The following is a 15800-nucleotide window of genomic DNA, read 5'->3' as shown; positions in this document are numbered from 1 at the left end:
TCGATCGCGGCGGCCGCGTCGGAGACGATGCCGAGATCGGGGGCGAAGACGCGGCCGATCTGCGTGGGCTCGATGTCGATGTGCACGAACTTGCGGCCCTTCGTGTACACGTCGAGGGTGCCGGTGTGGCGGTTCGCCCAGCGGTTGCCGAGCCCGATCACGAGGTCGCTGGCGAGCAGGTTCTCGTTGCCGTAGCGGTGCTGGGTCTGCAGGCCCACCATGCCGGCCATGAGCGGGTGGTCGTCGGGGATCGTGCCCCAGCCCATGAGGGTGGGGATCACCGGCACGTTCAGGGTCTCGGCCAGCTCGACGAACCGGTCGGAGGCGTCGGCGTTGATGATGCCGCCGCCCGCGACGATGACGGGCTTCTCGGCGGCGTCGAGCATCGCGAGCACGCGCTCGATCTGCGCGGCGCTCGCGGCGGGCTTCGCGACGGGCAGGGGCTCGTAGAGGTCGATGTCGAACTCGATGACGGTCTGCTGCACGTCGATCGGCAGGTCGATGAGCACGGGCCCGGGCCGGCCCGAGCGCATGAGGAAGAACGCCTGCTGGAAGACGCCGGGCACCTGCCCCGCCTCGAGCACCGTCTTCGCCATCTTGGTGACGGGCTTCGCGATCGAGGCGATGTCGACGGCCTGGAAGTCCTCCTTGTCGAGCTTCGCGACGGGCGCCTGACCGGTGATGCAGAGGATCGGGATCGAGTCGGCCGCGGCCGAGTAGAGCCCCGTGATCATGTCGGTGCCGGCGGGCCCCGAGGTGCCGATGCAGATGCCGATGTTGCCGGCCTCGGCGCGGGTGTACCCCTCGGCCATGTGCGAGGCGCCCTCGACGTGGCGGGCGAGCACGTGCGAGATGCCGCCGTGCGCCTTCATCGCGGAGTAGAACGGGTTGATCGCGGCGCCGGGGAGGCCGAAGGCCTGGGTCGCGCCTTCCTTCTCGAGAATCAGGACTGCCGCATCGACGGCGCGCATCTGAGCCATGGTGGTTCCCTCCATCGGGATGGTAAGAGTCGGATATTGCGTGTGCGTGTGCGCACGCGGGTGCGCGGGGAGGATGACCGGGGCCGGTGCGAGGACTTGTGTGAGCAAGAACACGGGAATGTTGCCGCACCGGCCCCGGGGTCGGGGGGCTTCGGGCTAAGCGCCGGAAGCGGACGCGCCGGAAGCGGCCGCGGCGGGCGGGGCTGCCAGCTCGGTGGTGAGCTTGAAGAGCCCGGAGTGGTCGAGCCCGCCGTCGCCGCGGGCGACGAGCGCGGCGACGAGCTGCGCGACCGCGGCGCCGAGGGGCACCACCACGCCGGCTTCGCGGGCGGCGGAGGTGACGATGCCGAGATCCTTGTGGTGCAGCGCGAGCCGGAATCCGGGGGCGAAGTCGCGGTGCAGCATCTTGTGCCCCTTCTGGTCGAGCACCTTGGAGCCCGCGAGCCCGCCGCCGAGCACGCGGAGCGCCGCGTCGGTGTCGACGCCGTAGGCCTCGAGGAACGCGACGGCCTCGGCGAGCGCCTGGATGTTGACGGCGACGATCAGCTGGTTGGCGGCCTTCACCGTCTGCCCCGAGCCCGACGGCCCGACGTGCACGATGGTCTTGCCGACCGCGTCGAAGACCGACTCCGCCGCCTCGAAGTCGGCGGTGTCTCCGCCGACCATGATCGACAGCACGCCGTCGACGGCGCCGGGCTCTCCGCCCGAGACGGGCGCGTCGAGCGGGCGGATGCCGGCGGTGCGCGCCTCCTCGGCGAGTCGCGCGGCGACGTCGGGGCGGATCGACGAGAAGTCGATCCACAGCGCGCCGGGCTTCGCGTTCGCGAAGACGCCGTCGGCGCCGGTGACGACCGCCTCGACGTCGGGCGAATCGGGCACCATCGTCACGACGATGTCGGCGTCGGCGACGGCGTCTGCGACGGTCTCGGCGCCCGAGCCGCCGGCGGCGACGAGGTCTGCGACTTTCTGCGGGGAACGGTTGTATCCGGTGACGCTGTGCCCTGCGGCGACGAGGTTCTTCGCCATGGGCAGGCCCATGATGCCGAGTCCGATGAAGGCGATGTTCGACACGAACGGCCCCTTTCTCTCCAGAGTGTGCGGTGCGATGCGATGCGATGCGGTGTGATGGCGGCGTGCGTCAGCCGAAGTTCGCGATCCACGCGAACGGGTCGGGCTGCGATGCCTGGTATTCGAGCCCGATGTAGCCGTCGTAGCCGAGCTGCCGGCTGCGCTCGATCCACGATGCGAGCGGCAGGGTGCCGGTGCCGGGCTCGTTGCGACCCGGGTGGTCGGCGATCTGGATGTGCCCGAACTCGTGCGCGTGCGTCTCGATCACCCGGGCGACGTCGTCGCCGTTCGCCGCGAGGTGGTAGAAGTCGGCCAGCAGCTTGATGTTGCTCTGACCGGCGCGCGCGATGACGTCGAGCGCGTCCTGCGCGGTCTGCAACGGGTAGGCCGGAGCACCCGAGACGGGCTCGAGCAGCACCGTTCCCCCGATGCGGGCGACGCCCGCCGCGGCGGCGGTGAGGTGCTGCACGGCCAGCTCGTCCTGCGCCTCGGGGGCGACGCCGTCGAGGCGCTTGCCGTAGAGGGCGTTGAAGGCGCGGGTGCCGAGGCGCTCCCCGATTCCGACGACGACGTCGATGTTGTCGGCGAACTCCTGCTCGCGCCCGACCCATGACACGAGGCCGCGGTCGCCGCCCGGCATGTCGCCCGCGAAGAAGTTGAGGCCGCTGAGCGTCACCCCGGCATCTTGAATGGCGGCGACGAAGCGGTCGACCTCGGCGTCGCCCGGCACGGCCGCGGCGAACGGCCACCAGAATTCGACCGCCGAGAACCCGGCCTCGCGGGCCGCGGCGGGGCGCTCGAGGAGCGGCAGGTGCGTGAGCAGAATCGAAGCGTTCACGGTGTACGTCAACGGACAACCTCGGCTTTCTTCATTGAGACCGACTGCGAACCTTTTCGCTATACGGAAAAGTAATTCTATCTTGTGGAAAAAGACTACGGAGCGGGGGCCGGGCTGTCAAGCACCCGAAGGCCCCCGCACCGTCGGGGCGCAGCTCACGCCGCACCTCCGCCCGCGCGCGGGAATCAGAGCGCGATCTGACGATTGACGTCCTTGTACAGCAGGTAGCGGAACTTGCCCGGCCCGCCCGCGTAGCAGGCCTGCGGGCAGAACGCGCGCAGCGAGAAGTAGTCGCCCGGCTGCAGCTCGACCCAGTCGTCATTGAGGCGGTACACGGCGTTGCCCTCGAGCACGAAGATGCCGTGCTCCATGACGTGCGTCTCCAGGAACGGGATCTTCGCCCCCGGCTCGAACGTCACCACCGTGACGTGGAAGTCGTAGGCGAGGTCGGCCGGGTCGAAGAACCTCGTCGTCGCCCACTTGCCCTCCGTGCCCGCCATCGGGGCCGGCGCGATGTCCTGCTCGTTGCCGACGAGCGGCCGCGGCTCGAGACCGGCGACGGGCTCGTAGCGCTTGCGGAACCAGTGGAACTGGCCGGCCGAAGACCCCGTGTTGCGCAGCGTCCACGCGGTGCCCGCGGGCACGAACGCGTACCCCCCTGCGGCGAGCGCGTGCTCGGCGCCGTCGATCGTGACGGTGAACGCGCCGTCGAGCACGAAGAGGAACGACTCGACCTCGGGCTGCGGCTCGGGGCGGTCCGATCCCCCGCCCGGCTGCACCTCGAGGATCGCCTGCACGAACGTCGTCGCCCCGCCCGCCACCGGGCGGTTCAGAATCCACGAGCGGGTCCCCTCCCACTCCGGGTAGAAGCTGGTGACGATGTCGCGCATCACCGAGCGGGGGATCACGGTGTAGCCGTGCTTCACGATCGCCGCCGACCCGAGCGCGTCGGTCTGCGCGGGGAGTGCCGGATCGATGGTCGCGTACGAGGGGGTGGTCACTGGTGGCTCTCCTTCTCCAGCCGGGCGGCGCCCGGCGCTGGCTGCGGCGCGCGGGCGCGCGCCGGGTAAGCGATGGCGATGAGTTCGGCCGCGTCGATGCCGACGCGGTCGGCGAGCTCGTCGGGGCTGATCGCCCCGGACTGGACACCGCGGGCGAGGAACGCCGCGAGCGGCCGGGCCGTCGCGGGCTCGTCGAGGAACCCGTCGGTGTTCTGCTGCACGTAGTTGCGCAGCCGCGTCGCGGCCTGGTCGACCCCGGTGCGCAGAAACGCGTAGCTCGCGACGAAGCGGCTCGGCAGGTGGGCGGGGTGCAGGTCCCACCCCTGGTAGAACGCGCGCTCCAGCGAGCGCGTGACGAGGCGGTGGTGCAGCCGCCACGTCTCGGCCGGGCCCGCATCGCCCGAGGGGATGACGTTCGTCGAGCCGTCGGAGAGCCGCACGCCGGTGCCCGCGGCGGCGACCTGCATCACCGCTTTGGCGAAGTCGGCCGCGGGGTGCTCCATCGACTGGAACTGCGGCGACACCCCCACCGCGGCCGAGTAGTCGTACGTGCCGTAGTGCAGCCCCGTGATGCGCCCCTCGCCGGCGTGCAGCACGCGCGCGAGCGGCACGGTGCCGTCGGCCGCGAGCACGATCTGCGGGGTCTCGACCTGCACCTCGAACCCGAGCCGCCCCGCGGGCAGGCCGAGGCGCTCCTCGAGGCGGCCGAGCAGCGTCACCATCACGACGCACTGGTCGACCGTGCTCACCTTCGGCAGCGTCAGCACCAGCCCCTCGGGGAGGCCCGCCACGCCGCACGCGCGCACGAGCGCGGTGACGAAGAGGTCGAGGGTGCGGATGCCGCGCTCGCGCGTGGCCGCCTCGAAGCACTTGAAGCGGATGCCGACGAACGGCGGCGCGGTGCCCGCGGCGGCATCCCGCGCGAGCGTCTCCGCCGCCGAGACCGCCGCCGCATCCTCGGCCTCGTCGCCCGGGTCGCCGAACCCGTCCTCGAAGTCGATGCGCAGATCCTCGATCGGCTCGCGCGCGAGCTTCTCGCGCACCCGCTCGGTCAGCACCGGCCGATCCTCGTCGGCGATGCCGAGCAGTTCCATGAGGGCCGGGTAGCCGCCGTGGCGCTCCACGAGCTCTGCGGCCCGGCGCCCCCACTCGCCGGCGATGCCCTCCCGGTAGTGCTGCGCCGGAATGTAAACGGTGTGGATCGGCTGCCGCTCGCCGGAGTCGCCCGGGTAGGCGCTCGCGAGCAGCCGGTCGGTCGGGGCGAGCTGCGCTGCGGCCGCGCTCAGGTCGGCGGCCGTCAGAGTGCCCGTCGTCTCGGCGCCGCTCATGCGCGCTCGCCGCTCGTGAGCAGCTCGTACGCGGGGAGAGTGAGGAAGTCGACGTACTCCGAGCTCAGCACGATCTCGCGGATGAGCTCCGCGGCGGGCGCGTAGTACCGCTCGAACGGCTCGGCGTCGACCTCGCCGCGCAGCCGGTCGAGCTCCTCGTCGAGCAGGCGCCCCACGAGCTCCGCGGTCACCTCCTCGCCACTGTCGAGCCGGGTGCGGTTGCGCAGCTGCTGCCACACCTGGGAGCGCGAGATCTCGGCCGTGGCCGCATCCTCCATGAGGCCGTGGATCTGCACGGCCCCGTTCCCGCTCAGCCACACGGCCGTGTACGCCACCGACACGTACAGGTTGGTGCGCAGGCCGTCGAGCGTGGCCGTGCCCTGCAGCGACCGGATGTCGATCAGGTCGGCCGCCGCCACCTCGACGTCGGGGCGCAGGCGATCGATCTGGTTCGGCCGGTCGCCGAGCACGTCGTCGAACACCTCCCGGCACACCGGCACGAGGTCGGGGTGGGCCACCCACGAGCCGTCGAAGCCGTCGCCCGCCTCGCGCGTCTTGTCGTCGCGCACCTGCTGCAGCGCGCTCGCGGTCGCCTCGGGATCGCGGCGGTTCGGGATCACGGCGGCCATGCCGCCCATCGCGAACGCGCCCCGCTTGTGGCACGTCTGCACGAGCAGCTCGGTGTACGCACGCATGAACGGCGCGGTCATCGCCACCTGCGCCCGGTCGGGCAGCTCGAACGCGGCGCCCGAGTCGCGGAAGTTCTTGATGATGCTGAACAGGTAGTCCCAGCGCCCGGCGTTCAGGCCGACGGCGTGCTCGCCGAGCTCGTAGAGCATCTCGTCCATCTCGTAGGCGGCGGTGATGGTCTCGATCAGCATGGTCGCGCGGATCGTGCCCGCCGGGATGCCGAGGTGCGATTCGGCGAATGCGAACACCTCGTGCCAGAGCCGGGCCTCGCGGTGGCTCTCCATCTTCGGCAGGTAGTAGAAGGGGCCCGCGCCCTGCGGGGCGAGCAGGTCGGCCGTGTGGAAGACGTGCAGCCCGAAGTCGACGAGCGCGCCGACGGCCGGTGCGCCGTTCACCCGCACGTGCACCTCGGGCAAGTGCCAGCCGCGCGGGCGGGCGACGACCACCGCGAGCGGCGCGTCGTCGCGGAGGCGGTACTCCCTGCCGTCGGGCGACGTGTGCGCGAGGGTGCCGCGCGCCGCGTCGGCGAGGTTCGTGATCGCGTCGATCACGTTGTGCCAGGTCGGCGTCGACGCGTCCTCGAGGTCGGCGAGCCACACCTTCGCCCCCGAGTTCAGGGCGTTGATCGCCATCTTCGCGGGCGACGCGGGCCCCGTGATCTCGACCCGGCGATCCGCGAGCGCCTGCGGCGGGGCCGGCACCTTCCACGTGCCCTCCCGCACCGACCGCGTCTCGGGCAGGAAATCGAGCACCGGGCGCTCCGCGAGGCCGGCCTGCCGCGCCCGCCGCTCCTCGAGGAGCACCGGAACGCGCTCGGCGAAGCGCTCGTGCAGCGCCTCGACGAAGGCGAGCGCGTCGGGCGTGAGGATCTCGCCGGCGCGCGCCGTGGGAGTGAGGTCGGTGACCGTGATCGACATGGGGATGCCTCCTTATACCGTGGCGGGTTCGTGCGTGCGCGCGGCTCGACCGGCGACCTCGACGATCGCGTCGGCGACGTCTCGGGCGACATCGCCGTCGAACACGCTGGGGATGATGTAGCTCGAGTTCAGCTGCTCGTCGGAGACGTTCTCGCTGATCGCGCGCGCCGCGGCGACGAGCATCTCGTTCGTCACGTCCGAGACCCCCGCGTCGAGCAGGCCGCGGAAGACGCCCGGGAAGGCGAGCACGTTGTTGATCTGGTTCGGGTAGTCGCTGCGCCCGGTCGCGACGACCGCGGCGTGCCGCGCGGCGAGCGCGGGGTCGATCTCGGGGTCGGGGTTCGCGAGGGCGAACACGATGGCCCGATCCGCCATCTGCGCGACGTCCTCCTCCGTCAGCACGTCGGGCGCGGAGACGCCGATGAAGACGTCGGCGCCGCGTACCGCGTCGGAGAGCGTGCCGGTGATGTTGTCGGGGTTCGTGCCCTCGGCGATCTGCTTGCGGTGCGCGTCGGTGTGCTCGTGGTCGCGGGCGACGATGCCGCCGCGGCCCGCCGCGACGATGTGGGTGACCCCCGAGGCCTGCAGCAGCTGGATGATCGCGTTGCCCGCGGCGCCGACGCCGCTGATGGCCACCCTGATGTCGCCGATCCGCTTGCCGACGAGGCGCAGCGCATTGGTGAGGGCGGCGAGCACGACGATCGCGGTGCCGTGCTGGTCGTCGTGGAAGACGGGGATGTCGAGCTCCTCGCGCAGGCGGGCCTCGATCTCGAAGCACCGCGGGGCCGCGATGTCTTCGAGGTTCACGCCGCCGTAGACGGGGGCGATCGCCTTGACGATGCGCACGATCTCGTCGCTGTCCTGCGTGTCGAGGCACACGGGCCACGCGTCGACGTCGGCGAACTGCTTGAACAGGGCGGCCTTGCCCTCCATCACCGGCAGCGCGCCCTCCGGCCCGATGTTGCCGAGGCCGAGCACGGCGGAGCCGTCGGAGACGACCGCGATCGTGTTGCGCTTGACGGTGAGGTTGCGCGCCAGCGAGCGGTCTTCGGCGATCGCCTTCGAGACGCGGGCGACGCCTGGAGTGTAGGCGCGCGAGAGGTCGTCGCGGTTGCGCAGTTCGAGCTTCGGCACGACCTCGAGCTTGCCGCCGAGGTGGATCAGGAAGGTGCGGTCGCTCGCGTGCTCGACGGCGACGCCGTCGATCGTCTCGAGCGCCCGGCCCACCTCCTCGGCGTGCTCGGGCGACGACGTGTTGGCGGTGAGGTCGATGACCATGCGGTCGTGGTGCGACTCGACGACGTCGACGGCCGTGATCTGCGCGCCCGCGCCGCCGGCTTGGGAGACGATCTCGCTGGTGATGCTGTAGCCCGATGGGGCGGACAGCCGGAAGGTGACGGAATACCCGGGGCTCGGAGCAGCCATGTTGATCCTCCTCGATCGGAACGTGTGCAGCATTGGCACTCCCAAACTTTCACGATGCGGATAAGTTCTTTTGGAGTGTGGAATAATAGTAGGGGCGCGGACAGCGGTGCGCAAGCATCGCCCCGCCCCCTGCGGCGCACGCGGAATGGGCCGAGACCGTGCGGGCGCCCTGCCGGTAGGGTGAACGTCACGCGGTTCGACATGGAAGAGGGAGGTGCGCCATGGCGCAATCCGAGGAAGCAGCCTCGAAGCCGACGGGGCGGGTGCAGTCCGTCGAGCGCGCATTCGAACTCCTGGAGGCGCTGGCCGACGGCGGCGGCACCCTCACGCTGAGCGAGCTCGCCGACCAGTCGAAGCTCTCCCTGCCGACCGTGCACCGCCTCATCCGCACCCTCTCCGACCACGGCTACGTGCGGCAGCGCGAGGATCGGCGGTACTCCCTCGGCAGCCGCCTCATGCGACTCGGCGACGGGGCGAGCACCCAGCTCGGCGTCTTCGCGCGACCCCAGCTCGCCTGGCTCGTCGCCGAGCTGCAGGAATCGGCCAACATGGCCGTGCGCGAGGCCGACCAGGTGCTCTACATCGCGCAGGTCCCCTCCCCGCACTCCGTGCGCATGTTCACCGAGGTGGGCCGCCGCGCCCCGATGCACAACACCGGCGTCGGCAAGGCGATCCTCGCCCAGCTCGACGACCAGACCGTGCGCCGCATCGTCGACCAGGCGGGCATGCCGCGGGCGACCTCGAAGACGATCGGCACCATCGACGAACTGCTGAAGCACCTCGAGATGATCCGCCAGCGCGGCTACTCGGTCGACGACAACGAGCAGGAGGCCGGAGTGCGCTGCTACGCGGTGTCGGTGCCGAACGCCCCGTCGCCGATGGCGATCTCCGTCTCCGGCCCCACGTCGCGCGTCGACGAGGCGTTCGGCATGCGCGCCGTCCCCCTGCTGCAGCAGGCCGCCGCCGTGATCGGCGCCTCGTTCACCGACCCCGGCAGCGCCCGCTGACCCCACCCGGCGACCCTCAGGCGTCGCCGCCCGCGCGGCCCGTCGACCCCGCGGTCAGATCGCCGAGGCGGTACTGCTCGGCCGCGCGCGCCGGGACGGCCGGATCGACCGCGCCGTCGAGCGCCAGCGCCTCCAGGGTGCGCACCACGATCGACTCGACGTCGACCCGGTAGAAGCGCCGCGCCGCCGCCCGCGTATCCGAGAACCCGAACCCGTCGGTGCCGAGCGAGAGGAACCGGTGCGGGCTGTACGGGGCGATCTGATCCTGCACCTGCCGCATGAAGTCGCTCACCGCGATCACCGGGCCGCCGCTGCTCTCGGCCAGCCGCCGCGTGACGTACGGCGTGCGCCGGGCCTCGCCCCGCAGCACCCCCTCGTCGGCCCGCATCGCCTCGCGGCGCAGCTCCGTCCAGCTCGTCACCGACCAGACATCCGCGGCCACCCCCCACTCCGCGGCGAGCATCTCCTGCGCGCGCAGCGCCCACGGCACCGCGACCCCCGACGCGAGAATCTGCGCCGGCGCCCCGCCCGAGGCGGCCGTGCTGATGCGGTGCATGCCGGCGAGGATGCCCTCCACGTCGACGCCCTCCGGCTCCGCGGGCTGCGCGATGGGCTCGTTGTAGACGGTCAGGTAGTACATCACGTCGGGATCGGGGTGCTCGCCCCCGTACATCCGCTCGAACCCGGCGCGCACGATGTGCGCGAGCTCGTAGCCGAACGCCGGGTCGTAGCCCACCACCGCGGGGTTCGTCGAGGCGAGCAGGTGCGAGTGCCCGTCGCCGTGCTGCAGCCCCTCGCCCTGCAGCGTCGTGCGGCCCGCCGTCGCCCCGATCACGAAGCCCCGGGCCATCTGGTCGCCCGCGGCCCAGAACGCGTCGCCCGTGCGCTGGAACCCGAACATCGAGTAGAACACGTAGACCGGGATGAGCGGCTCGCCGTGCGTGGCGTACGACGTGCCCGCCGCGGTGAACGCCGCCACCGCGCCCGCCTCGTTGATGCCGACGTGCAGGATCTGCCCCGACTCCGATTCCTTGTACGCCAGCAGCAGCTCGCGGTCGACCGACATGTAGGAGTGCCCCTGCGGGTTGTAGATCTTCGCGGTCGGGAAGTACGCGTCCATGCCGAACGTGCGCGCCTCGTCGGGGATGATCGGCACGACCCGGTGCCCCATGCCCGTGTCTCGCAGCAGCTCCCGCAGAATGCGGGCGAACGCCATGGTGGTGGCGGCCTGCTGCTGCCCCGACCCCTTGCGCGCCTGCTCGTAGGCCTTCGGCTGCGGCAGCGGGATCTGCGTGCACCTCGACCGCCGCTCGGGAACGGCGCCGCCGAGGGCGCGCCGCCGCTCGAGCAGGTAGTCGAGCTCGGGCGCCCCCGGGTCGGGCCGGTAGTAGGGCGGCGCGTAGATGTCGCCCTCGAGATCGCGATCGGGGATGGGGATGCGCAGGAGATCGCGGAAGTCCTTCAGGTCTTGCACCGCCATCTTCTTCATCTGGTGCGACGCCATGCGGCCCTCGAAGCTCGGGCCGAGCTTGTAGCCCTTCACCGTCTTCACGAGGATCACGGTCGGCTGGCCCCGGTGCTCGCTCGCGGCCGTGAACGCCGAGTAGAGCTTGCGGTAGTCGTGACCGCCGCGCCGCAGATTCCAGATGTCGTCGTCGCTGTACGACTCGACGAGCCTCGCCGCCCGCGGGTCGCGCCCGAAGAAGTGGTCGCGCACGAACCCGCCCGATTCGGCCTTGTACGTCTGGAAGTCGCCGTCGGGGGTGGCGTTCATGAGGTCGACCAGCGCCCGGTCGTGATCGCGGGCGAGCAGCTCGTCCCACTCGCGGCCCCAGAGCACCTTGATCACGTTCCACCCGGCGCCCCGGAACCAGGCCTCGAGCTCCTGCACGATCTTGCCGTTGCCGCGCACCGGGCCGTCGAGCCGCTGCAGGTTGCAGTTGATCACGAACGTCAGGTTGTCGAGGCCGTCGTTCGCGGCGAGCTGCAGCATGCCGCGCGACTCGGGCTCATCCATCTCGCCGTCGCCGAGGAAGGCCCACACGCGCTGCTCGGCCGTGTCGGCGATGCCCCGCGCCGCGAGGTACCGGTTCGCCTGCGCCTGGGAGATCGCGTTCATCGGCCCGATGCCCATCGACACGGTCGGGTACTCCCAGTACTCGGGCAGCAGCCGCGGGTGCGGGTAGCTCGGCAGGCCGCCGCCCGGGCGCGAGCGCTCCTGGCGGAAGGCGTCGAGCTGCGCCTCGCTGAGCCGGCCCTCGACGAAGGATCGCGCGTACACCCCGGGCGACGCGTGCCCCTGGAAGAAGACCTGGTCGCCGCCCGACGGGTGATCCTTGCCGCGGAAGAAGTGGTTGAACCCCGTCTCGTAGATCGTCGCGGCCCCCGCATAAGTGGCGATGTGGCCGCCCGCGCCGATCTCGGGCCGCTGCGCGCGGTGCACCATGACGGCGGCGTTCCAGCGGATCCAGGCGCGGTACCGGCGCTCGGCGGCCTCGTCGCCCGGGTAGGCGGCGTCGGCCGACGCCGGGATCGTGTTCACGTAGTCGGTCGTGAACGAGGCGCCCGGGTTCGCCGGCTCGGTCACGGACGCCTCCCGCGCCTCGGCGCCCCGCGGATGCCGCGCCTCCAGCACGGACAGGATGTGGGCGGCGCGATCCGCTCCCCCGGTGCTGAGGAGGCCGTCGAACGACTCGACCCACTCGGCGGTCTCCTCCGGATCGATGTCGGCGCGCTGCCCGGCCGAGCCGCCCGCGGGCAGCCCGCCCGAGGCGTCGTCGGTCAGCGTGCGCCGGGTGCGTGCGCGGAAGCGCTGCGGCGGGGTGTCGAACGTGGAGTGCACGGATGCTCGCTTTCATCGCAGCCTCGGCGCGGGCCTCCCGGCCCGGCACCGCGGCGAACGGTCTTCGGATGACTACTGGTTCTTGCCGGTTCTGACGTTGCCCGTATCGGCGCGCACCCGGTCGACCGTCGGGATGTGCAGCGAATGCGTCACGTCGCCGGTTTCATCGATGCGCTGCACCGGGATCTCCTCGCCGTTCTTCGAGTAGAGCTTGCCGCCGATGAACGTGTCGCCCTCCTCGAGGGCGCGGATCTCGTCCTCCCGCACCATGCGCGGCGGGCTCGCGGCGAACGCGTTCTTGTTGCGCGACTTCTTGCCGAAGTGGAGCTCGTTGAAGACGATGTTCAGAATGATCGCCATGAGCGCCGCCGACGAGATGCCGGAGTGGAAGATCACCTCGAACCAGTTCGGGAACTGGCTGTAGATGTCGGGCTTGACGATCGGCAGCATGCCGAAGGCCAGGCTCGTCGCCACGATGACGAGGTTCATGTTGTCCTGGTAGGAGACCTTCGACAGGGTGCGGATGCCCGAGGCGGCGACCGAGCCGAACAGCACGATGCCCGCACCGCCGAGCACCTGCATCGGGATCGCGCCGGCCACGCGGCCCATGATCGGCAGCACGCCGAGGATGAGCAGGATGCACCCGCCCGCGGTGACGACGAACCGGCTGCGCACCCCGGTGATCGCCACGAGCCCCACGTTCTGCGCGAACGCGGACTGCGTGAACGAGTTGAAGATCGGCGAGACGATGCTGGAGATCATGTCGGCGCGCAGCCCGTTCGCGATCCGCTTCGAGTTCACCTTCGAACCCGTGATCTCGCCGACCGCGAGGATGTCGGCGGCGGTCTCGGTGAGGATCACGAGCACGACGATGAACATCGACACCGTGGAGGCGACGTGGAACTCGGGCCACCCGAACGCGAACGGCACCGGCAGCGCGAAGATGTCGCCCTCGAGCACGTTCGAGAAGTCGGCGATGCCCATCGGGATCGCGACGATGGTGCCGACGACGAGGCCGACCAGCACCGCGAGGCGCGAGAGCGTGCCCTTGCCCACCTTCGAGCAGACGATCACCACGAGCAGCGTGACGGCGGCGAGGCCGATGCCCGCGACCGAGCCGTAATCATCGGCGGCGGCGTTGCCGCCCATGATCCAGTTGCCCGCAACCGGCATCAGCGTGAGCCCGATCGAGGTGATGACGACGCCGGTGACGACCGGCGGGAAGAAGCGGATGATCTGCGCGAAGAACGGCGTGATGATGAAGCCGAACACCGACGCGAGCAGCACCGCGCCGAAGATCTCGTTGATGCTGCCGCCGCCGGCGACGATCGCGGTCATCGTCGACACCGACGCGAACGAGACGCCCTGCACGAGCGGGAGCTTCGACCCGAAGAACGGGATGCCGACGCTCTGCAGAATGGTCGCGAGCCCGCCGATGAACAGGCAGCACGCGATGAGGATCCCGATCTGGTCGGGTGTCGCCCCCACGGCGCTGCCGATGATGAGCGGCGGGGCGATGATCCCGCCGTACATGGTGAGCACGTGCTGCAGCCCGTACATGATGGTGCGCGGCAGCGATGGCCGGTCGTTCTCCGGCTCGCCCTGCACGTCGATCGTTCCGGGGAAGGGTTTCCTGGTCTTGCTCGTCATTGCTGACCTCCTCGTCGGCATGATGTGTGTTCCTCAGGGAGCGGAATCCGCACGGCCCCGTCCTCCGTCCGGATCCCCGGGGCGATCACGCGAACGCGGGAACGCCCTTCCAGATCTTGTCGGTGTCGCCCAGATCCTCGCGGCGGAGCGTGCCCTCGATGAGCCCGTAGGGGCTGTGCGCGGCCCAGAACACCTCGTTGTCGTTCTCGACATCGCAGTACGACAGGTCGACGGCGAAGTGGTGCAGGTTGGGCATCGAGAACTTGATCTCGTCGATCTCGGGGTGCGCCTCGAGCACCGCCTTGCCCATGAGGTACTGGGTCTCCTGCAGCGCGCGCGAGTAGTGGTTCGTGAAGACCTCGAGCATGATGCGCTTCACCGACGCGTAGGTCGCGTTGAAGTCGAGGTCGGTCGTGTTGTAGAGCCACCGCCCGGTGACGCTCGTCGCGAGGATGCGGTCGGTCGTCTCGGCCAGCGTCGTGTACTGGTCGACCGGGTAGCCCACGAAGCCCGACTCCGTGGTCTTCAGCACGGAGAGATCCTCGAGCCCGGCGATGACGTGCTGCTCGTCGCCGACGAGCTTCACCACCGCGGTGCGGGTCTCTCCGCCCGATCCGCCGCGGAAGAACGAGTGGTCGTGCTCGACCCCGTCGACCTCGATGCGATCCCACGTCACCTGACGGGCCGCCCAGCGGCCGCCGGTCACCCAGTCGAAATCGTCGACGAAGTGCTGGCCGAGGCGCAGGAGGAAGTCCTCCGGCGATCCGACGCCCGCCTGAGCGAACGCGAACACGGTGTTCTTCTGCGTGTCGGTGGGCACGACGTGCGCGTTGTCGCCGTCGTAGTACGCGGCGGCGAAGTCGCCGTGCAGCTGCGAGACCACGGTCAGGTCTTCGATGCTGTGGCGCGAGCCGTGCTTCGTGACCTTGACCAGATGGTTCTCGGCCTTGCCGAACTGGTTGTCGCCGAGCACGATGCGGTTGCTGGACATATCTGCTTAACTCCCTCGGTAGGTGGAATATGCGAACGGGCTGAGCAGGATCGGGACGTGGTAGTGCCCCTCCCCCGCCTCGACGGTGAAGTCGATGGTGATCACCGGGTAGAACGCGGGCGTTCCGGTGGCGGCGAAGTACTCCGCGACCTCGAAGCGCAGCCGGTAGTGCCCGGCGGCGAGCGCGTCGGGCCCGAGGTCGGAGATGCGGCCGTCGGCGTCGGTCGTGCCGGAGTCGAGGGTGCCGCCGTCGGCGGTCTGCAGGTGCACGACGACGTTCTCGGCCGGTCGGCCCCGCGAGGCGTCGAGTACGTGGGTAGAGATGCGGCTCATGGTGCGAGTAGCCCTTCCAGCCGCAGTGCGGCGATCTGCGCGAGTTCCCGAGACGCCTCGGCGGCCTCGTCCTCCGCGGTGTTGTCGAGTCGTCGGGTGAGTTCGGCGAGGATCTGGGTCGCCGAGCGGCCCGCCGCACGGATGAGGAAGACGCGGCCGAAGCGCGCCTCGTACGCTCGGTTGCCCGTCAGCAGCTGCGCCTCCGTCGTGTCATCGATGCCGGTGGCCGCCTGCTCGCGGCGGGAGAGCTCGGCCTCCGCCGTGTCGCCGTCTGCGCGCTCACCGATGCGGGGGTGCTGCGCGAGCGCCCGATCGACGTCGGCGGCGCTCCAGGTCGCCGCCGCGCGGTCGGCGACCTCCAGTGCCGCGTCCACCGTGTCGTACGGCCGGCCCGCGACGACCGCGGTGATCCAGCGCTCGTTGTCGACGCACGGGCGGATGAGATCCGCCGCCTGATCGGCCGGCATCGCGTTGAACTGTGAAAGCAACTCTGCTCCCTCGTTAATTCCGTAATTCGGAATAAGTATTTCACTTGTTGATAATGTAGGTAACCACACCTCACCGGGTGCGCACAAGGGCCATCTCCTCCGCGCGCTCGGCTCCGCCCCGATCCCCAGCAGGAGCGCCCATGAGCCGCACGCACTCCGCCCCTCCCGCACCGAACCCATCCGCGAGCCCGCCCGCCCGCGTCGCCGTGATCACCGGGGCCGGCTCCGGGATCGGCCGCGCC

At 70.6% G+C, this 15800-nt stretch carries 13 protein-coding genes; 1 reads left to right on the top strand and 12 read right to left on the bottom strand.

Translation table 11 applies throughout. The features are described from left to right. From NS354_RS11590 to NS354_RS11560, 7 genes are all read right to left on the bottom strand, one after another. Positions 1-980, bottom strand: a 980-nt coding sequence (locus NS354_RS11590; protein ID WP_275934830.1) for a thiamine pyrophosphate-binding protein, incomplete at its 3' end; no start/stop codon positions are given. A 156-nt stretch (positions 981-1136) separates the two neighbouring features. Then, positions 1137-2072: a 2-hydroxy-3-oxopropionate reductase gene (locus NS354_RS11585; RefSeq protein ID WP_082678062.1), complete on the bottom strand. Its 936-nt coding sequence runs from the start codon at positions 2070-2072 to the stop codon at positions 1137-1139. Between the two features lie 46 nt (positions 2073-2118). Beyond that, positions 2119-2898, bottom strand: coding sequence for a hydroxypyruvate isomerase family protein (locus NS354_RS11580; RefSeq protein WP_058594629.1), 780 nt, complete (start codon positions 2896-2898; stop codon positions 2119-2121). A 173-nt stretch (positions 2899-3071) separates the two neighbouring features. Next, a complete protein-coding gene (locus NS354_RS11575; RefSeq protein ID WP_058594628.1) occupies positions 3072-3887 on the bottom strand; it encodes a bifunctional allantoicase/(S)-ureidoglycine aminohydrolase in 816 nt (271 codons plus the stop codon). After that, on the bottom strand, positions 3884-5215 hold the full coding sequence (locus NS354_RS11570) for a DUF6986 family protein (protein WP_058594627.1): 1332 nt from the start codon (positions 5213-5215) through the stop codon (positions 3884-3886). The genes NS354_RS11575 and NS354_RS11570 overlap by 4 nt, the downstream gene beginning before the upstream one ends. After that, the gene (aceB, locus tag NS354_RS11565; protein WP_058594626.1) at positions 5212-6822 is read right to left on the bottom strand and encodes a malate synthase A; all 1611 of its coding nucleotides are present in this window, start codon (positions 6820-6822) and stop codon (positions 5212-5214) included. The genes NS354_RS11570 and aceB overlap by 4 nt, the downstream gene beginning before the upstream one ends. 12 nt (positions 6823-6834) lie before the next feature. After that, positions 6835-8247, bottom strand: coding sequence for an NAD-dependent malic enzyme (locus tag NS354_RS11560; RefSeq protein WP_058594625.1), 1413 nt, complete (start codon positions 8245-8247; stop codon positions 6835-6837). Positions 8248-8468: 221 nt separating this feature from the next. On the opposite strand from NS354_RS11560, the gene NS354_RS11555 reads away from it, so the two are divergent. Further along, positions 8469-9254 (top strand): IclR family transcriptional regulator, encoded by a 786-nt coding sequence (locus tag NS354_RS11555; RefSeq protein WP_058594624.1) that lies wholly within the window; start codon positions 8469-8471, stop codon positions 9252-9254. Positions 9255-9270: 16 nt separating this feature from the next. Here the strand turns inward: NS354_RS11555 and aceE are convergent, their stop codons facing one another. From aceE to uraD, 5 genes are all read right to left on the bottom strand, one after another. After that, complete coding sequence (gene aceE / locus NS354_RS11550; protein ID WP_430736005.1) at positions 9271-12039, bottom strand: pyruvate dehydrogenase (acetyl-transferring), homodimeric type; 2769 nt, start codon at positions 12037-12039, stop codon at positions 9271-9273. Between the two features lie 129 nt (positions 12040-12168). Then, positions 12169-13746, bottom strand: coding sequence for a nucleobase:cation symporter-2 family protein (locus NS354_RS11545; protein ID WP_153002205.1), 1578 nt, complete (start codon positions 13744-13746; stop codon positions 12169-12171). Positions 13747-13831: 85 nt separating this feature from the next. After that, positions 13832-14737 carry a factor-independent urate hydroxylase gene (pucL, locus tag NS354_RS11540; RefSeq protein ID WP_058594623.1) on the bottom strand — a complete coding sequence of 302 codons (906 nt, stop codon included), beginning with the start codon at positions 14735-14737 and terminating at the stop codon, positions 13832-13834. Between the two features lie 6 nt (positions 14738-14743). Then, positions 14744-15070 (bottom strand): hydroxyisourate hydrolase, encoded by a 327-nt coding sequence (gene uraH, locus NS354_RS11535; RefSeq protein ID WP_058594622.1) that lies wholly within the window; start codon positions 15068-15070, stop codon positions 14744-14746. Beyond that, positions 15067-15558, bottom strand: a complete 492-nt coding sequence (uraD, locus tag NS354_RS11530; protein WP_241490507.1) for a 2-oxo-4-hydroxy-4-carboxy-5-ureidoimidazoline decarboxylase — start codon at positions 15556-15558, stop codon at positions 15067-15069. Before uraD ends, uraH begins: the two co-directional genes overlap by 4 nt. Between the last annotated feature and the right edge of the window lie 242 nt (positions 15559-15800).

The sequence above is a fragment of the Leucobacter chromiiresistens genome (assembly GCF_001477055.1).
Taxonomy (GTDB): Bacteria; Actinomycetota; Actinomycetes; order Actinomycetales; family Microbacteriaceae; genus Leucobacter; species Leucobacter chromiiresistens_A.
This window is presented reverse-complemented; position numbering and strand designations above follow the sequence as displayed.

Bases quoted from the DNA above. Each gene is read 5' to 3' on its own strand.
- NS354_RS11570 (WP_058594627.1), bottom strand. From the start codon at position 5,215: ATGAGCGGCGCCGAGACGACGGGCACTCTGACGGCCGCCGACCTGAGC.
- aceB (WP_058594626.1), bottom strand. From the start codon at position 6,822: ATGTCGATCACGGTCACCGACCTCACTCCCACGGCGCGCGCCGGCGAG.
- NS354_RS11560 (WP_058594625.1), bottom strand. From the start codon at position 8,247: ATGGCTGCTCCGAGCCCCGGGTATTCCGTCACCTTCCGGCTGTCCGCC.
- NS354_RS11555 (WP_058594624.1), top strand. From the start codon at position 8,469: ATGGCGCAATCCGAGGAAGCAGCCTCGAAGCCGACGGGGCGGGTGCAG.
- NS354_RS11545 (WP_153002205.1), bottom strand. From the start codon at position 13,746: ATGACGAGCAAGACCAGGAAACCCTTCCCCGGAACGATCGACGTGCAG.
- pucL (WP_058594623.1), bottom strand. From the start codon at position 14,737: ATGTCCAGCAACCGCATCGTGCTCGGCGACAACCAGTTCGGCAAGGCC.
- uraH (WP_058594622.1), bottom strand. From the start codon at position 15,070: ATGAGCCGCATCTCTACCCACGTACTCGACGCCTCGCGGGGCCGACCG.